Annotated in this window: 15 protein-coding genes; 10 read left to right on the top strand and 5 right to left on the bottom strand. The window is 69.0% G+C overall.

Features of this window, described 5'->3' with window-relative positions; all coding sequences use genetic code 11:
• The first annotated feature begins 60 nt into the window (after positions 1-60).
• Both ABN611_RS00970 and ABN611_RS00965 read left to right on the top strand, forming a co-directional pair.
• Positions 61-4,359, top strand: coding sequence for an AAA family ATPase (locus ABN611_RS00970; RefSeq protein WP_350277808.1), 4,299 nt, complete (start codon positions 61-63; stop codon positions 4,357-4,359).
• Positions 4,356-6,035 carry a GTPase gene (locus ABN611_RS00965; protein ID WP_350277807.1) on the top strand — a complete coding sequence of 560 codons (1,680 nt, stop codon included), beginning with the start codon at positions 4,356-4,358 and terminating at the stop codon, positions 6,033-6,035. Before ABN611_RS00970 ends, ABN611_RS00965 begins: the two co-directional genes overlap by 4 nt.
• Before the next feature lie 287 nt (positions 6,036-6,322).
• Here ABN611_RS00965 and ABN611_RS00960 read toward each other — a convergent pair whose 3' ends face one another.
• On the bottom strand, positions 6,323-6,829 hold the full coding sequence (locus ABN611_RS00960; protein WP_350277806.1) for a single-stranded DNA-binding protein: 507 nt from the start codon (positions 6,827-6,829) through the stop codon (positions 6,323-6,325).
• Between the two features lie 134 nt (positions 6,830-6,963).
• Between ABN611_RS00960 and ettA the strand changes: the two genes are divergently transcribed.
• The 4 genes from ettA (at position 6,964) to ABN611_RS00940 (ending at position 10,201) form a co-directional block, all read left to right on the top strand.
• A complete protein-coding gene (ettA, locus tag ABN611_RS00955) occupies positions 6,964-8,646 on the top strand; it encodes an energy-dependent translational throttle protein EttA (protein ID WP_350277805.1) in 1,683 nt (560 codons plus the stop codon).
• Positions 8,647-8,754: 108 nt separating this feature from the next.
• A complete protein-coding gene (locus ABN611_RS00950) occupies positions 8,755-9,099 on the top strand; it encodes a metalloregulator ArsR/SmtB family transcription factor (protein ID WP_350277804.1) in 345 nt (114 codons plus the stop codon).
• Positions 9,096-9,584 (top strand): SRPBCC domain-containing protein, encoded by a 489-nt coding sequence (locus tag ABN611_RS00945; protein WP_350277803.1) that lies wholly within the window; start codon positions 9,096-9,098, stop codon positions 9,582-9,584. Before ABN611_RS00950 ends, ABN611_RS00945 begins: the two co-directional genes overlap by 4 nt.
• Entirely contained in the window at positions 9,581-10,201 is a 621-nt protein-coding gene (locus ABN611_RS00940; protein WP_350277802.1) for a dihydrofolate reductase family protein, read from the top strand. The genes ABN611_RS00945 and ABN611_RS00940 overlap by 4 nt, the downstream gene beginning before the upstream one ends.
• Here ABN611_RS00940 and ABN611_RS00935 read toward each other — a convergent pair.
• Positions 10,185-11,057, bottom strand: a complete 873-nt coding sequence (locus ABN611_RS00935; RefSeq protein WP_350277801.1) for an aminoglycoside phosphotransferase family protein — start codon at positions 11,055-11,057, stop codon at positions 10,185-10,187. The two genes, ABN611_RS00940 and ABN611_RS00935, sit on opposite strands and share 17 nt — an antisense overlap.
• A 55-nt stretch (positions 11,058-11,112) precedes the next feature.
• Positions 11,113-11,571, bottom strand: coding sequence for a MarR family transcriptional regulator (locus tag ABN611_RS00930; RefSeq protein ID WP_350281756.1), 459 nt, complete (start codon positions 11,569-11,571; stop codon positions 11,113-11,115).
• A gap of 154 nt (positions 11,572-11,725) precedes the next feature.
• Here ABN611_RS00930 and ABN611_RS00925 point away from each other — a divergent pair, with 154 nt between their 5' ends.
• Positions 11,726-12,295, top strand: a complete 570-nt coding sequence (locus ABN611_RS00925) for a YceI family protein (RefSeq protein WP_350277800.1) — start codon at positions 11,726-11,728, stop codon at positions 12,293-12,295.
• A 45-nt stretch (positions 12,296-12,340) separates the two neighbouring features.
• Here the strand turns inward: ABN611_RS00925 and ABN611_RS00920 are convergent, their stop codons facing one another.
• Positions 12,341-12,940 (bottom strand): TetR/AcrR family transcriptional regulator, encoded by a 600-nt coding sequence (locus ABN611_RS00920; protein WP_350277799.1) that lies wholly within the window; start codon positions 12,938-12,940, stop codon positions 12,341-12,343.
• Between the two features lie 73 nt (positions 12,941-13,013).
• Between ABN611_RS00920 and ABN611_RS00915 the strand changes: the two genes are divergently transcribed.
• From ABN611_RS00915 to ABN611_RS00905, 3 genes are read left to right on the top strand one after another with little or no spacing between them, the layout of a single operon-like run.
• Complete coding sequence (locus ABN611_RS00915) at positions 13,014-14,159, top strand: acyl-CoA dehydrogenase family protein (protein WP_350277798.1); 1,146 nt, start codon at positions 13,014-13,016, stop codon at positions 14,157-14,159.
• 12 nt (positions 14,160-14,171) lie between these two features.
• Positions 14,172-15,392: an acetyl-CoA C-acetyltransferase gene (locus ABN611_RS00910; protein WP_350277797.1), complete on the top strand. Its 1,221-nt coding sequence runs from the start codon at positions 14,172-14,174 to the stop codon at positions 15,390-15,392.
• Positions 15,392-16,138: an SDR family oxidoreductase gene (locus ABN611_RS00905; RefSeq protein WP_350277796.1), complete on the top strand. Its 747-nt coding sequence runs from the start codon at positions 15,392-15,394 to the stop codon at positions 16,136-16,138. The genes ABN611_RS00910 and ABN611_RS00905 overlap by 1 nt, the downstream gene beginning before the upstream one ends.
• Here the strand turns inward: ABN611_RS00905 and ABN611_RS00900 are convergent.
• Positions 16,135-16,665, bottom strand: a complete 531-nt coding sequence (locus ABN611_RS00900; RefSeq protein ID WP_350277795.1) for a hypothetical protein — start codon at positions 16,663-16,665, stop codon at positions 16,135-16,137. The two genes, ABN611_RS00905 and ABN611_RS00900, sit on opposite strands and share 4 nt — an antisense overlap.
• Between the last annotated feature and the right edge of the window lie 12 nt (positions 16,666-16,677).

The raw sequence follows: 16,677 nt of genomic DNA, 5'->3' as shown, positions 1-16,677 counted from the left end.
TGACGATGACTTTGCTTCTGCGCTGTCCGACCGGGCACTCTGTGCTCGTGGGCGGACGCTGTGGCTGACATCAGGTCAGCAGCCGGCGAAGGCCCGGAACCGCAGGTTCCGGGCCAGGATCAGCCTGCCCAGGAACTGGCCAACCTCATCGCCCAGTCCACCGCCAAACCCCGAGGCTTCTGGCGCCGCCGCCGCAAACGCCCCGACCCCACCTCACCCGAGCCCGCCGCAAACAACCCGACCGCGCCCGAGTCCACCGCAGGCGACTCCACGGCACCCGAGTCCGCCTCGAACAACTCCACCGCGCGCGAGACCAGCGCGGGCAGTTCGGCTACGAGCGAGACCTCCGCAAGCGACTCAACCGCGCCCGAGGCCGGCGCAGGCGACACCGCCGCGCGCGAGACCGCCACAGGCGACTCGACTGCGACCGAGTCCGCCGCGGGCAACCCGACCGCGAGCGAGACCGCTGCGGAGAACTCAAGCGCGGGCACATCGCCGTCCGACCGAACGGACTCGGCCAACCCTGCCTCCGACACCCCCGCCAAGCAGGAACCAGCCGACCCGACCAAGGCCGCCGCCAACCACCCGTCGCCCGACCCAGCCGCGGTGACGTCGGCCGGTGAGTCAACCGACGAGCCGACCCAGCGATCCGCAGACCCGCAGGCATCGAACGAGCCAACCACCACGCCCTCGAACGACGCCTCAGCAGCCGAGCGCTCCGCCGTACCCCAGAACACCGAGGGCTCCGCCCGCCCACCCGTCGGCGTCGTCTACGAACCCGACGAGTCCCCAGACGGCTTCCCCCTCGAATTCGGCAACATCATCATCGGCCTCCCCAAACAACCCGTGACCGAGGCCACCTCCGCCGAGCCCGCCTCCGCAACGACGCCCGAAGCCCCACCCACCACAACCAGCAACGCCGCCGACGACACCTCAACCGACCCGGCAGCGCAAGCCGAGAACGGTATGGCGCCCAACGAAACCGCCACTGCCGACACCACCACACCCCACACGCCCGCCGCCGACACAGCCGACGCCGGCCATGAGGCGGACGCGGGCGACACGGCAACTGCTGCCGATGCGGCGGCTGCGGCCGACGCGTCCGACGCCGTCGATACGGCCGGTGCCGGAGATGCCGCCGACGCCAGCGATGCGGCGGATGCGGTCGACGCTGGCGACGCAGCGGATGCGCACGACGCCGCTGGCGCTGCTGGCGCTGCTGGCGCCCACGATGCGCCTGATGCCGTTGACCCGCTCGATGCGCCTGATGCCGTTGACGCGCACGATGCGGCTGGTGTCGTTGACGCGGTTGATGCCACCGGTGCCGACGACGCCGACGATGCCGACGACGCGGTTGATGCGGTTGATGCGGTTGATGCTGTTGATGCTGTCGGGGACGACCTTGCTCCTGACAGCGCTGATGATGCGACGAGCCGCACGACGGGTGACGCCGCGCCTGACGCCTCGGGAGACTCTGGGACCGGTGCGGCCAGCGACGTAGCGGCTGATGAAGCGGACGCGGGTTCGGCTGGTTCAGCGCCCGAGGATGGTGCTGCGGATCGGGTCGCTTCTGGTGGTTCGGCGGACGATGTCGCAGGCGAGTCTGCGGACGTCCCGTCAGACGCGATGGACACCGCGGCAGCGGGTGGCGCTGGAGTTGCATCGTCAGGGGACGACGCAGACGGCGCTGCAGCAGATGCACGGGATGCTTCGGCCGCTGGCACGGCAGATGGCGACGGCGAGGCCGAGTCTTTGAGCGCGGAGTTGGCGACTGAGGGCGCGGCAGATACGTCTCGAGAGCTGGCGAACGGTGCCGAAGGCGCCGGCGGCGCCGGTGCCGAGTCGGCCGAGTCCGGCGAGTCGGCCGAGTCCGGCGAGTCGGCCGAGTCCGGCGAGTCGGCCGAGTCCGGCGACTCGGCTAGCGAAGCTGAACTTGCGAGTGAAGGCGCGGCTGCCGGCGATGAGGGCGCGCCCGGGGGACGCGCTGACACCGGTGATGGCGTCAGCGCGGGTTCGGCAAGCAACGCCGCAGGCGATGCGGAGACCCCGGCTAGTGGCGCCGAAGGTGAGGCTGCGGCTTCGGCTGGTGGGGCTGAGGGTGAGGCCGAGGGGTCGGGCTCTGGCGCTGAGGGTGAGGCGGGCGGCTCGGTCAGTGGTGTCGGCGAGGTTGGGGGCTCCGCTGACGGCGCGCTGGCGGGCTTGGCTGACGGCGTGGTGGTGGGCTCGGATGACGGGGCGGTAGCGGGATCGGCTGGGGGTGATGACAGCGCTGAAGGGGTGGATGGCGGTGCTGTCGCTGCGGCCGATGGCGGGGTTGTGGAGCCGGGCGAGGGTGCCGGAGGAGAGGCGGACGGCTCGGGTGTTGATGCCGGCAGCGGCGCTGCGGGGTCTGCTGCGGCGGGTGTGGGGGATGGTGCTGGGGGCGTACGTGGGTCCGGTGATGGTGGGCAGGGTGGGGATGAGGGTGGGGATGATGAGCCGGAGCTGACTGCGGAGGAGTTGGCTGCGAAGGTGGCGGCTGAGCAGGCTGCTATGGCTTTGATTACGGCGTTGATGAAGTTGCGGGGGGTGTTGGCCGGGAGCCAGTTGCCGCTGGAGGTGGTGGGGGCTGACGAGGCTCGGCAGCAGCAGAAGGCGATGCTGGATCAGCTTGACGACTACCTGCTGCCTCGGCTGGTGCAGTTGGAGGCGCCGATTCTGGCTGTGGTCGGTGGGTCGACCGGCGCCGGGAAGTCGACGCTGGTGAACACCGTCATCGGGAAGGTCGTCAGCGAGCCGGGTGTACTGCGGCCGACTACTCGTTCGCCTGTCCTGATTCATCACCCTGCCGACGCGGACTGGTTCGTCGGTGATCGGGTGTTGCCGGGGATGGCGCGGACGACGGCGGACGAGCCGGGTGGCATGGAGGATGCCGGGCAGTTGCGGTTGGTCGCTGCCGACAGCGTTCCGCGGGGTCTCGCGATCCTGGACGCACCGGACATCGACTCGGTCGTCGAGGCCAACCGTGATCTCGCGACGCAGCTGCTCGCAGCGGCTGACCTCTGGCTGTTCGTCACCACTGCGGCGCGCTACTCGGACGCGGTCCCGTGGGAGTTCCTGCAGAGCGCGTCGGACCGCAGTACTGCGGTGGCCGTCGTGCTCGACCGCGCTCCGGGCGAGACCATCGACGACATCACCGGGCACCTCGCGCAGATGCTCCTCGAACGCGGGCTAGGCGATTCCCCGCTGTTCTCGATCCAGGAAACGGTTGTCGACAGCAACGGGATGCTCCCGCAGCAGGCCGTTGCCTCGATCAAGGACTGGCTGGTCGACCTCGCGGCTGATGCGGAGGCTCGGGCCGCGGTGGTACGCCGTACGCTGCAGGGCGCGGTCAGCGCGATGGTGAAGAAGACGCCGCCGTTCGCAGCCGCGGTCAAGGCGCAGGCGGAGACGGCCGTCGAGCTGCGTTCCGCGGTCGAGGCGGCGTACGACCAGGGCGTGAAGGACATCGCGAAGGCGTGCCAGGACGGCACCGTCCTGCGCGGCGAGGTGCTGGCGCGGTGGCAGGAGTTCGTCGGGACCGGCGAACTGCTGAAGGGGCTGCAGTCGAACGCGGGTCGCCTCCGTGACCGGTTGAAGAGCTCGCTTGGCAACAAGCCTGCTGAGACGCGTGACGTGAGCGACGCGATCCAGTCCGGCTTGGAGTCGCTGCTGCGCGAGCACGCGACCGCTGCCGCCGAGCAGGCCGAGAAGGCCTGGCAGGCGACGGCTCCGGGGCGCCAGCTCCTGGCAACCGCGGAAGCAGTTCTCGCCGCAGGCAACGCAGACGTCGGCAGCACGAGCAGTACTGCGACCAGCAGCACCGGCGGCGGGCGCGGCTCCAGCGGCAACGGCTCCAGCGGCAACGGCTCCAAGAACGATGCCGACGGCAACGGCGGGCTCGGTGCGATTTCGGAGCAGTTCCCGGCGAACGCGAACCGACTGGTCCGGGAGTGGCAGGCCTTCGTGCTCGAACTGGTCCGCAAGGAAGGCGCGGACAAGAAGTCGACGGCGCGCATCCTGGAGTACGGCGTCAACGGGCTCGGCCTGTCGCTCATGGTGGTGGTGTTCGCCAGCGCGGCCGGGATTCCGAAGGGCGCCGAGGCCAGCGCGGGCGTGGGCAGCGCGGTCGTCGGGCAGCGGTTGCTGGAGGCGGTTTTCGGCGACAAGGCAGTTCAGAGCATGGTCGAGAAGGCACGCGAGGATCTTGACGGTAAGGTTCATGCCCTGATGGATGCCGAATTCGCCCGCTATCTGGCTGTCCTCGACCAGCATCCGGTCGACGCCGACACGGCCAGGCAACTGACGGAGGCCGCGCGCGCGGTGGAGGACTGCACGTGACGGAGACGATGGATACGGTCGAGACCCCGACGCGGGCGGAGACCGATGTCCTGAAGAAGATCGACGCGCTCGAGGCGGCCGCGAAGGCCGGCGACGGGCGGCTGGATCCGGTGGTGCTCACCGAGGCCACGCAGATCGTCGACCGCGCCGGACAGCGGCTGCGCATGTCGGGTGACCTGACGGTGGTGGCGCTCGCGGGCGCGACCGGCTCGGGGAAGTCGTCGTTGTTCAACGCGCTGACCGGGCTCGACCTGGCCGCGATCGGAACGCGGCGGCCGACGAGCTCGATGCCGCTGGCGTGCGTCTGGGGCGACGAGCCCGCGGGCGAGGTGCTGACCTGGCTCGGCATCCCGCGCCGGCACCAGGTGCAGCATCGCAGCTCGCTCGAGGACGCGCAGTCCGAGGACCTGGACGGGCTGGTCCTGCTGGACCTGCCCGACCACGACTCGACCGAGGTCGAGCACCGCCTGATCGTCGACCGGCTCGTGGAGCTGGTCGACATGCTCGTGTGGGTGGTGGATCCGCAGAAGTACGCCGATGCGGCGCTGCACAACCGGTACATCAAGCCGTTCGCCTCGCATTCCGGGGTGATGGTGTTCGCGCTGAACCACATGGACAAGCTGACGCCGGAGCAGCAGAAGAGCTGCCTCGAAGACCTCGACAAGCTGCTCAAGTCGGACGGTCTGAAGTCGCCGACCGTCGTCGCGACGTCGGCTGTCAGTGGTGATGGTCTGGAAGAGGTTCGCTCCCTCCTGGTCAAGCGGGTCAGCAACAAGCGCTCCGCGCGGGAACGGCTCGCGGCCGACGTGGATCGGGTCTCGGATCGGATGGCCAGTCAGTGCGGCGACGCCAAGACGCCGGAGATCGACGAGGCCGATGTCACGGAGCTGGTCGACGCGTTGTCCGACGCGAGCGGCTTGACTGTGGTGTCGGACGCCGTACGGCGCTCGTATCTGCAGCGGGCGCGGGCGGCTACGGGATGGCCGTTGACGAAGTGGATCGGGCGGTTCCGTCCGGATCCGCTGCGGCGGTTGCACGGCGACCAGGTGTCGCGCGAGCAGGGCAAGGCATTGCGGAAGTCGGCGTCGAACGAGGTCGCGGTAGCGCGGGCTTCGTTGCCGGCGGCAACGCCCGTGCAGCGGGCGCGGATGGATGCGGCGGTGCGCACCATCACGAACAAGGCTGCTGAGGGATTGTCGCGGCCGTGGGCCGATTCGGTGCGTACGGCGATCCGCCGGCGTGAGGAGTCGTTGGGGGACGAGCTGGACCAGGCGGTTGCGCGGACGGATCTTGGTGGGTCCAGTAATCCCGGGTGGTGGGGGTTTGCGCGGATTGTCCAGTGGCTGCTGTTCCTCGTGACGCTCGGTGGGGCGGCGTGGTTGGTGGCGTTGCTGGTGGCGCGGATCGCGGATCTCAATGAGCCGCCGATGCCGGAGATGAGTGGCGTTCCGTATGCGTGGGTGATGCTCGTCGGTGGGGCTGTGCTGGGGTTGGCCCTCTCGATTGTGTGTCGGGTGTTTGCTACGAACGGTGCGATACGGCGGTCGCGGCAGGTGGCGAAGGCGCTGCGGGCGGAGCTGGAGAAGGTCGCCGAGAGCCACGTGGTCGCACCGGCTCGCGAGGAGCTGGCCGCGTACAGCCGGTGCCGCGACAACCTCGCCACGGCTCGCCAGTAGAACCTTCCTGCTGTTGAACCGCCTGTTGGTCCGTTGTTAGGCAGCCGACCGCCAGGCAGTAGGCCGCTGCAGTTGAAGCCGCTCACGCGCTGTTGCGAGCGGGGGATACGCCTGAGGTGGCTGGTCGGCGCGGTGACGTTGGGGCCGGCCAGTCCAAGCCGCTCTGAGTGGCTGCACAGGCGGGCCGGTGCATCTCGGGTGGGCTGTCACGGGTGTTCGGGTCGGCGCTTCGAGCCGGAGCTTGGGTCGGCATCGGGATGCGCTTATATAAGTCAAGAGTGATATGGCTAGGCGGCTTCGGCCGCGGGGGACTCCGCGGTGAGGGGGAGGGTCGTGGTGGTGAATTCGTCGGGTGGGTAGGGGGTGGCGGTGGCGTCGGCAGGGTCCTGGGTGGCGGAGGTGGGGGTGAACGGGAACGAGTCGCTGCGGGGGGTGTTCTTGGTGAAGGTGGTTGTGCCTCGGGCCAGGTCGTGGCCCAGGGAGAAAGCCTCCAGGATCACGCGGCTGTGGAGTTCGCCGTTGTCGTCGGTCCACTCGTGGGTGCGGAGGCGACCGGTGACGATGACTGGCTGGCCGATCCGGACGGATTCGAAGGCGTTTCGGGCGAGACCTCGCCAGCACTGGACCGTGTACCACGTAGTGGGTTTGTCCACGTAGCCGTTGAGCGTCTTGTCGAACTGGCGGGGAGTCGAGCCGAGTCGGAAGCTTGTTTGCGGAGTCTGGCGGATCTCCTTGAAGTCGGGCTCGCTGCCGATCCAGCCCAGAACTGTGAGGTACGTGTCACCGAGGCTCATGACGGGTGCCCTTTCGGTCGGGAGGTGATGTCACCGGAGAAGATGCACCGCGCGGCCGCCGATCGGGTGGGCAAACTTGGTCCTGTGGACAAGCTGGTTGGGAAACGGGGTGGGGGACCACATAGGCTCTGCGTATGGCGGAATTCATCTACACGCTTCGCAATGTCCGGAAGGCGTACGGCGACAAGGTCGTTCTCGACAACGTCACGCTGAACTTCCTCACCGGTGCGAAGATCGGCGTCGTCGGGCCGAACGGCACCGGCAAGTCATCGCTGTTCAAGATCATGGCGGGGCTCGAGCAGCCGAACAACGGCGAGGCTCGGCTGGCTGACGACGCGACGGTCGGGATCCTGCTGCAGGAGCCACCGCTCACCGAGGGCAAGACGGTCCTGGAGAACGTCCAGGAAGGCGTCGGCGACACCAAGCAGAAGCTCGACCGGTTCAACGAGGTCTCCGCCGAGCTGGCCGACCCGGATGCCGACTACGACGCGCTGCTCGCCGAGATGGGCGACCTGCAGACCGAGCTCGACCACCGCAACGCCTGGGACATCGACGCCCAGCTGGAGCAGGCGATGGACGCGCTGCGCTGCCCGCCGCCCGACGCGATCGTCGACAACCTCTCCGGTGGTGAGCGCCGCCGGGTCGCGCTGTGCAAGCTGCTGCTGCAGCAGCCCGACCTGCTGCTCCTCGACGAGCCCACCAACCACCTCGACGCCGAGTCCGTGCTCTGGCTCGAGCAGCACCTGCAGAAGTACCCGGGCGCCGTGATGGCGATCACCCACGACCGGTACTTCCTGGACAACGTCGCCGAGTGGATCCTCGAGCTCGACCGCGGCCGGACGTACGGCTACGAGGGCAACTACTCGAAGTACCTGGAGACCAAGAAGCAGCGGCTCGTGGTCGAGGGCCAGAAGGACGCGAAGCGGCAGAAGATCCTGGAGCGCGAGCTCGAGTGGGTCCGGTCGAACGCGAAGGCCCGGCAGACCAAGAGCAAGGCCCGGCTGGCGCGCTACGAGGAGCTGGCGGCCGAGGCCGAGCGCGCCCGGAAGCTGGACATCGACGAGATCAACATCCCCGCCGGTCCGCGGCTGGGCAGCACCGTGCTCGAGGTCTCGAAGCTGGTCAAGGGCTTCGGTGACCGCAAGCTGATCGACGGGCTGAGCTTCAGCCTGCCGCGCGCCGGCATCGTCGGCGTCGTCGGCCCGAACGGCGTCGGCAAGTCGACGCTGTTCCGGATGATCGTCGGCGAGGAGCAGCCGGACGCGGGCACGCTCAAGCTGGGTGAGACGGTGAAGATCTCGTACGTCGACCAGTCCCGCGGCGGCCTGGACCCGAAGAAGACGGTCTGGCAGCAGGTGTCCGACGAGCTCGACTACATCAAGGTCGCGAACTTCGAGATGCCGAGCCGGGCGTACGTCGCCTCGTTCGGGTTCAAGGGCCCGGACCAGCAGAAGCCCACCGGCGTCCTGTCCGGCGGTGAGCGGAACCGGCTGAACCTGGCGCTGACGCTGAAGATGGGCGGCAACCTGCTGCTCCTCGACGAGCCGACCAACGACCTGGACGTCGAGACCCTGCAGTCGCTCGAGGACGCGCTGCTGGAGTTCCCGGGCTGCGCGGTGGTCGTGTCCCACGACCGGTGGTTCCTGGACCGCGTGGCGACCCACATCCTCGCCTGGGAGGGCACCGACGAGGACCCGGCGAACTGGTTCTGGTTCGAGGGCAACTTCGCGTCGTACGAGGCGAACAAGATCGAGCGCCTCGGCCCGGAAGCAGCCCGGCCGCACCGCGTGACGCACCGCAAGCTCACGCGCGAGTAAGAGAACGTCCGACAGGCCCCGGCTCCACGAACAGTGGAGTCGGGGCCTTCGTCTTTCCCGATACTTAGCCCTTGCGCTAACTATCAACACAGAGCAATACTTAGCCTCATGGCACAGTATTCCGAGGAGGTCGACGGGGTCTTCGTGGCGCTCGCCGACCCGACCCGGCGGAGCGTGATCCGGCGGCTGGGGCGGGGGCCGACGAGCGTCGGCGACCTGGCGGCGGAGTTCCCGATCACGCTGCCGTCGTTCATGAAACACGTCCGGACCCTGGAGTCGAACGGCCTGATCCGCACGGTGAAGACCGGGCGGGTGCGGACCTGTGTGCTCAATCGCGAGCGGCTCGCGCTCGTGGACGACTGGCTCGCCGAGCAGCGGCGGATCTGGGAGGACCGCACCGATCGGCTGGAGCAGTTCGTCACAACGGACACCGAAGCGATGGAGGAGTCATGAGTGGGCGTGGAATCGATCCGGAGCGGGACCTGACGGTGGAGCGGGTCATCCGGGCGCCGCGGGCGACCATCTGGAAGGCGTGGACGGACCCCGGGCGGTTCGCCCGCTGGTGGGTGCCGGCGCCGGCGGTGTGCCGGGTGGAGCGGCTCGAGGTCCGGCCGGGCGGGGCGATCCTGACGCGGTTCAGCGAGGACGGTGAACAGTTCGCTCCGCATCTCGACGCGAGCTTCCTGGTCGTCGAGGAGCCGGACCTGCTCGTCTACACCAACGCGATCGACAGCAACTGGCGTCCGGCCGGCCCGGAACCGTTCCTGATGACCGCCGAGATCACCCTGGCGGAGCATCCGGAAGGCACCGACTACCGCATCGTCGTCCGCCACGGCAGCCCGGCAGCCCGGGCGCGGCACGAAGAACTGGGCTTCGCGGACGGCTGGGGCACGGTCGCCGGACAGCTCGCCAAGCTCGTGGAAGGGGAGACACAATGAAGGTCGTACTGACGGAGTTCGTCACTCTCGACGGGGTGAGTCAAGGTCCCGGCTCCCCGACCGAGGACACCACCGACGGCTTCACCCGCGGCGGCTGGCTCGTGCCGTACATCGACGAGATGTTCGTACGGCGTACCGCCGAGTGGCTGCAGCGAGCCGACGGCCTGCTTCTCGGCCGCCGCACGTACGACGCCTTCGCACGCGACTGGCCCCAGATCACCGACCCGGACGACCCGTACACCGCGACGATGAACGCGCTCCCGAAGTACGTCGTGAGCACGACGCTGACCGAAGGCGCCTGGCATCCGACGACCGTCGTACGCAGCATCGCCGACGTCGAGCAGCTGAAGCAGCAGCCGGGCGCCGAGCTGCAGATCCACAGCAGTGCGCGACTCGGCAACGCTCTGCTCAAAGCGGGTCTCGTCGATCAGGTCAGGCTCGCGGTCGCACCCACCGTGATCGGCGCCGGGCGGCGACTCTTCGAGCATCCCGGCGACGCGGCCGGCCTGCGACTCACCAGCCAGGACGCGACGCCGAGCGGTCTGCTGCTGCTCGAATACGAGACCGTCGGCGCCGCGCCCGTGGCGGAGTACGAAGGCGTTACCGCGTTTGTGTGACGTAGTCGTCGAGGACGGCCTCGACGACGCGCAGGTCCGCGGTGATGAGCGCCTTCCACAGCGCCCAGCCGCGGGCCCGGGCCCACATCGCCGCGTCCTGCCGTACGGCGTCCCGGAACGCGTCCCGGGATGACCCGGAGAAGAACGTGTAGGCGATGACGAGATCGCACGCGGGGTCGCCGACGCCCGACGTACCGAAGTCGATGACGGCGGAGAGGCGCCCGTCGCGGACCAGCAGATTGCCGTGCGCGATGTCACCGTGGAACCACATCGGCGGCCGGTCCCAGGCCGCGGCGAGCGCCGCCTCCCAGACCTCCCGGGCGAGGTCCGCGTCGATGCGGTCCTTCAGAGCGGCAAGGGCCTCGACGGTCTCGTCGTGGTAGTGCGCCGGCGGTGCGCCACGGTAGAAGCTGTGCGCGCCGGCCGCCGGACCGCCGGTGGCGTCGACAGCCTGCAGGGCGAGGATGAATTTCGCGATCGAGCGGGCGAAGTCGGACAGATCCGGGACGGTCTCGACAGAGGCCGTCCGGCCGTCGATCCACCGCCGGACCGCCCACGGATGCGGGTATCCGAAGCCCGGTTCGCCCTTCGCGACCGCCTCCGGGATCTGGACGGGCAGCGCGGGCGCGAGTACCGGCAGCCACCGATGTTCCTTGTCCACGGCGGCCACATAACTATCGTGTGTAGGCAGCCGGACGGTCAGCTCGGAGCCCAAGCGGTACGTCCGGTTGTCCCAGCCGTCGACCTCGACCGGTGTCACCGGCAGCTCGGCCCACTGCGGGAACTGCTGTGCGATCAATCGCCGGACCAGCGCCGCGTCGATGCCGGCCCGGCCGTCCTGAGGAAATTCCGTCACGCCGAGCAGGGTCCCGGAGTGGACCGGGCCTCCTCAAACGATTTAGCTCTGAGCTTCAGCGTTGGCCGATGTGCTCCGAGACGGCGTCGAACACGCGGCCGACCGCGGCGAAGTCCTCCGGGCTGGCGAGGTCGACCAGGTTCTCCCGGACGCCCTCGACGTGGTACGGCGCGGCCTGCTCGAGCAGGGCGAAACCGGCGTCGGTCAGCTCGGCCCAGACGCCGCGCTTGTCACTCGTGCACGACGTACGGCGGACCAGTTCGGCGGCCTCCAGGCGCCCGACGGTGTGCGTGAGTCGCGACCGGCTCTGGTGCAGGCGGTCGGCCAGGTCGGCCATCCGCAGCCGCCGGTCGGGGGACTCGGACAGCCGCACGAGGATCTCGTAGTCGTTGATCCCGAGCCCGAACTGGCGCAGGTCGTCGTCGAGCTTGGCCATCAGGCGTGCGGTCCCCAGCAGGTACGCACGCCACGCCACCTGCTGCTCGGCGTTGAGCCACCGAGTTCCCCTGTCGATCTCAGTCTCCGTCGTCACGGGAACAGTGTACCGGGAATGTAGTTGACTTTTAAACCGTTACTGCCTACTGTCGTGGTCAGAGGTTGAAGATTTAACTACAAGACTTGGCTGCGTCGCCCCCGACCCAGTACGAAACCCTTCCCGAGAGGAACCCATGAGCGACACCACCACCGGCACCCCGACCAGCAGCATCCCCGGCCTGGTCGCCGGCACCTACGCCCTCGACACCGCGCACAGCGAGGTCGGCTTCACCGTCCGGCACCTGATGACCAAGGTCCGCGGCACCTTCCAGGAGTTCAGCGGCGAGATCGTGGTCAAGGACACCATCGAGGAGTCCACCACCAGCGTCGCGATCGAGCTGGCCTCGGTGCACACCCGCAGCGAGCAGCGCGACGGTCACCTGCGCTCCGGCGACTTCTTCGACGCCGAGAACAGCCCGAAGATGACCTTCGTCAGCACCGCGATCAAGCCCGAGGGCGACGACTACGTCCTGGCCGGCGAGCTGACCATCAAGGACGTCACCAAGCCGATCGAGCTCGGGGTCGAGTTCCTCGGTGTGGACCAGAACGCCTACGGCCAGACCATCATCGGCTTCGAGGCCTCCGCGCAGATCAGCCGCAAGGAGTGGGGCATCGACTTCAACGTCCCGCTCGAGGGCGGCAAGCTGCTGATCGGTGACAAGGTCGACATCCACCTCGACGTCCAGGCCGCGCTGCAGGCCTGACGCACCACGCGAGAGACCCCGCACCAGGTGGGTGCGGGGTCTTCGCTATGCCTGGACCATGCGATGGGCGAGGTCCGCGTAGAGCTTGCCCAGCGCCGCGGGTTCGCCGCGGTGCGGTGTGTACCAGCGCGCCACGTCGATCGACAGGGACAGTACGGCGAGCGTCGTCCCCGGGAGGTCGTCCACCGCGAACTCGCCCGCGACGACCCCGTCGGTGAGGACCTGCTCGATCTGGGCCGAGATCGCCCGGCGGATCGTCGCCACCTCGGCCAGGTGCTCCGGCGTCAGCGCGGCCAGCTCGTACTGGACCACGCGGGCGATCGTGTGGTGCTCCGCGTGCCAGGCGGTGAAGGCGGCGACCAGCGAGCGCAGCCGGTCGGCGGGTGTGGAGCCGGTGTCGGCGGAGCGCAGCACCTCCAGGGCGGCCTTGTGGCCGTACAGGCTGATCTCGAAGAGCAGGCGCTCCTTGGACGGGTAGTGCACGTAGAGAGCGGCAGGGCTCATGCCGGCGCGGGAGGCGATGTCCCGGGTCGTGGTCGCCTGGTAGCCGCGTTCCGCGAAGGCGTCGACGGCGCCGGTGAGCAGCCGGCGTGCGGCGGCCGGCTGGACGTGCTCCCAGACGAGGGGCTCGGTGACTGCGGACACGTTGACACCTTGCACCGAAAGCGTGAAGCTAAGCAAGCGCTTAGCAACTCGTCTCACGCCTTGGGGAGGCTCCATGGAGCGCGTCATCTTCAACGAGGACCACCACGCCTTCCGCGCCAGCGCGAAGGAGTACTGCGACCGCTCGCTGGTGCCGCGGATGGAACAGTTCCTCGACGAGAAGACGATCGACCGCGCCGCCTGGCTGGAGGCCGGCAAGCAGGGCTTCCTCGGACTCGACGTCCCGGAGGAGTACGGCGGCTCGAGCGTCGGCGACTACCGGTTCAACGCGGTGTTCGCGGAGGAGGTGTCGAAGGTCTCCGCGTCGCTGTCGAGCTGCTTCGGCATCCACTACGACTGCGCCGCGCCGTACTTCGTGGACCTCGGCACCGAGGAGCAGAAGCAGCGCTGGCTGCCGAAGTTCTGCTCCGGCGAGTACGTCGCCGCGATCGGCATGACCGAACCGTCGGGCGGCTCGGACCTGGCCGCGCTGAAGACGACCGCGAAGAAGGCCGACGGCGGCTGGGTGCTGAACGGCTCCAAGACCTTCATCACCAACGGCGACATGGCCGACCTGGTCATCGTCGCGGCGCGGACCGACCCGTCGAAGGGCGCGAAGGGCATCACGCTGTTCGTCGTCGAGGAGGGCATGCAGGGCTTCGCTCGCGGCCGCAAGCTCGACAAGGTCGGCCAGACCGAGTCCGGTACGTCGGAACTGTTCTTCGAGGACCTGTTCGTTCCCGACGGCAACGTGCTGGGCGAGCTCGACCGGGGCTTCATCCACATGATGGAGCGGCTGGCGCAGGAGCGGATCGGCGCCGCGGTGTCGAACATCGCGCACGCCACCCAGATCCTCGCCGAGACGATCGAGTACGTGAAGCAGCGCAAGGCGTTCGGCCAGCCGGTCGGCTCGTTCCAGTACAACAAGTTCCTGGTCGCCGAGCTGGTCACGAAGGCCGAGGTCACGCAGGCGTACGTCGACAACGCGATCGTCGCGCACGACGAGGACCGGCTGTCCGCGGTCGACGCGGCCAAGGTGAAGTGGTGGAGCGCCCACGTGCAGAACGAGATCCTGGACGCCTGCGTCCAGCTGCACGGCGGGTACGGCTACATGAACGAGTACCGGGTCGCCCGCGCCTGGCGCGACGCCCGCGTCACGAAGATCTGGGCCGGCTCCAACGAGATCATGAAGGAACTCATCGGCCGCGACCTGGGCCTCTGAAAGGGAAAAGAGATGCCTGAAGCAGTCATCGTGTCCACGGCCCGGTCGCCGATCGGGCGTGCGTACAAGGGATCGCTGACCACGATCCGCCCGGACGACCTCGCCGTCCAGATGATCAAGGCAGCGGTCGACAAGGCCGGGCTGACCGGCGACCAGATCGAGGACCTCGCGCTGGGCTGTGCGGAGCCGCACGACGAGCACGGCGGGAACATGGCGCGCCGGGTCGCGGTCCAGCTCGGCTGGGACAACACGCCGGCGACGACGGTGAACCGGTTCTGCGCGTCGTCGACGCAGACCGCGCGGATGGCGTACCACGCGATCAAGTCCGGCGAGGGCGACATCTTCGTCAGCGCCGGCGTCGAGTGCGTGTCGCGGTACAAGAACTTCGGCTCCGCCGGGGTCGGCGACCCGAGCTCGTTCAACCCGGTCTTCACCGACGCGGTCGCGCGCACCGAGAAGTACGCCGAGACGAACGAGACCTGGCACGACCCGCGCGAGGAGAGGCTGATCCCGGACATCTACATCGCGATGGGCCAGACCGCGGAGAACGTCGCGACGCTGCGAGGCATCAGTCGCGAGGACCAGGACGCGTTCGGCGTCCGCTCGCAGAACCTGGCGGAGAAGGCGATCAACAACGGCTTCTTCGAGCGGGAGATCACGCCGGTGACGCTGCCCGACGGGACCGTGGTCAGCAAGGACGACGGGCCCCGGGCCGGTACGACGCTCGAGAAGGTCAGCCAGCTGCAGCCGGTGTTCCGCCCCGACGGCACCGTGACCGCCGGGAACTGCTGCCCGCTGAACGACGGCGCCGCGGCGGTCGTGATCATGAGCGACACCAAGGCCCGCGAGCTCGGCCTGACCCCGCTGGCGCGGATCGTGTCGACCGGGGTCAGCGGCCTGTCGCCGGAGATCATGGGCCTCGGTCCGGTCGAGGCGTCCAAGCAGGCACTGGCGCGGGCCGGGATGAGCATCAACGACATCGACCTGGTCGAGATCAACGAGGCGTTCGCCGTCCAGGTGATCGGGTCGGCGCGCGAGCTCGGCATCGACGAGGACAAGCTCAACGTGCACGGCGGCGCGATCGCGCTCGGCCACCCGTTCGGATCGACCGGTGCGCGGATCATGACCACGCTGGTCAACGGGCTGCAGTTCGAGGACAAGCAGTTCGGGCTCGAGACGATGTGCGTCGGCGGCGGCCAGGGAATGGCGATCGTCCTGGAGCGCCTCAGTTGATGCATGGCCGGACGGCGATCATCACCGGAGCGTCCCGCGGGATCGGGCTGGCGATCGCCCAGCGGCTGGTTGCCGACGGCGCCCGCGTCGTCATCACCGGCCGGACCCAGGAGACCCTCGACCAGGCGGTCGAGGCCCTGGGCGGCCGGGAGCACGCGCTGGCGGTCGCCGGGAAGGCGGCGGACCCGGAGCACCGGTCGCAGGTGGTCGCCGCGGCCGTGGCGACGTACGGCTCGGTGGACCTGCTGGTGAACAACACCGGCATCAACCCGATCTACGGGAAGCTGCTGGACGTCGACCCGGCGGTGGCGGGCAAGATGGTCGACACCAACGTGCTCGCCGCGATCGCCTGGGTGAGGGCCTGCCGGGACGCGTGGATGCGCGAACACGGCGGCGCTGTGGTGAACCTGTCCTCGGTGGCCGGTCTCGCGCCGTCGCCGGGCATCGGGTGGTACGGCGCGACCAAGGCGATGCTGTCGCGAGTCACGCAAGAGCTGGCGGTCGAGCTGGCTCCGGAGATCCGGGTGAACGCTGTGGCTCCGGCGGTGGTGAAGACCAAGTTCGCCGGCGCCCTCTACGAGGGGCGTGAGGACAAGGTCGCGGCGACGTACCCGCTGGGGCGGTTGGGCCGGCCGGAGGACGTCGCGTCGCTGGTGTGGTTCCTGCTGTCCGACGAGGCGTCGTGGATCACCGGCCAGACCGTCACCATCGACGGCGGCCTCACGCTGAACGGCGGGATCGTCTAGGGCCTGCGGGTGGCCACGAAGGTCTGGCGGAGGATGACCTTGCCGTCGGCATCGATGTCCTCGTTGCGCCAGTGGAATCCGGCCGCGGTGATCCCGGTGAACTCCCAGCGGGTGTTCGCGGTCTGCGACTCGAGCGTGATCGTGTCCGCGGTCGCGTGCGCGACGAACGGCATCACGAACGCCGCCTTCGGGCCCATCCAGGTCGAGCGGAACGCCTGCAGTTCCGGGTCGTGGATGCGGATCGACAGGCCCCACTCGCCGTCGCCGTCGGTGGCCCGGGCGGCGCGGCTCGGGGTGATCCAGATGTCCGCGACCGCGCGGCCGTCGAGCGCCCACGCGAAGTGCCATTCACCCTGGGTACGGCGGGTGACCGCGCCGGTCTCGTCGTACCAGGCGACGTCGAGGTCCCAGCTGCCGATCAGCGGGGCGAACGGGCGGAACGCCTCGGCGAACTCGGGGCGCGGGCCGTCGGAGACCATCAGGCCGGCGAGGGTGCGGGCGGCCGCGGCGCCGTCGGTAATCTGCATATCGAGTGTTTA

The organism is Kribbella sp. HUAS MG21, from assembly GCF_040254265.1.
Taxonomy (GTDB): domain Bacteria; phylum Actinomycetota; class Actinomycetes; order Propionibacteriales; family Kribbellaceae; genus Kribbella.
Note: the sequence above shows the minus strand (reverse complement) of the source record. Positions and strands in the feature narration are given on the sequence as shown.

What these genes read in the sequence shown, in the direction of transcription:
- ettA (WP_350277805.1), top strand. Translation starts at nt 6,964, where the DNA reads ATGGCGGAATTCATCTACACGCTTCGCAATGTCCGGAAGGCGTACGGC.
- ABN611_RS00950 (WP_350277804.1), top strand. Translation starts at nt 8,755, where the DNA reads ATGGCACAGTATTCCGAGGAGGTCGACGGGGTCTTCGTGGCGCTCGCC.
- ABN611_RS00925 (WP_350277800.1), top strand. Translation starts at nt 11,726, where the DNA reads ATGAGCGACACCACCACCGGCACCCCGACCAGCAGCATCCCCGGCCTG.
- ABN611_RS00945 (WP_350277803.1), top strand. Translation starts at nt 9,096, where the DNA reads ATGAGTGGGCGTGGAATCGATCCGGAGCGGGACCTGACGGTGGAGCGG.
- ABN611_RS00940 (WP_350277802.1), top strand. Translation starts at nt 9,581, where the DNA reads ATGAAGGTCGTACTGACGGAGTTCGTCACTCTCGACGGGGTGAGTCAA.
- ABN611_RS00910 (WP_350277797.1), top strand. Translation starts at nt 14,172, where the DNA reads ATGCCTGAAGCAGTCATCGTGTCCACGGCCCGGTCGCCGATCGGGCGT.
- ABN611_RS00960 (WP_350277806.1), bottom strand. Translation starts at nt 6,829, where the DNA reads ATGAGCCTCGGTGACACGTACCTCACAGTTCTGGGCTGGATCGGCAGC.
- ABN611_RS00915 (WP_350277798.1), top strand. Translation starts at nt 13,014, where the DNA reads ATGGAGCGCGTCATCTTCAACGAGGACCACCACGCCTTCCGCGCCAGC.
- ABN611_RS00900 (WP_350277795.1), bottom strand. Translation starts at nt 16,665, where the DNA reads ATGCAGATTACCGACGGCGCCGCGGCCGCCCGCACCCTCGCCGGCCTG.
- ABN611_RS00905 (WP_350277796.1), top strand. Translation starts at nt 15,392, where the DNA reads ATGCATGGCCGGACGGCGATCATCACCGGAGCGTCCCGCGGGATCGGG.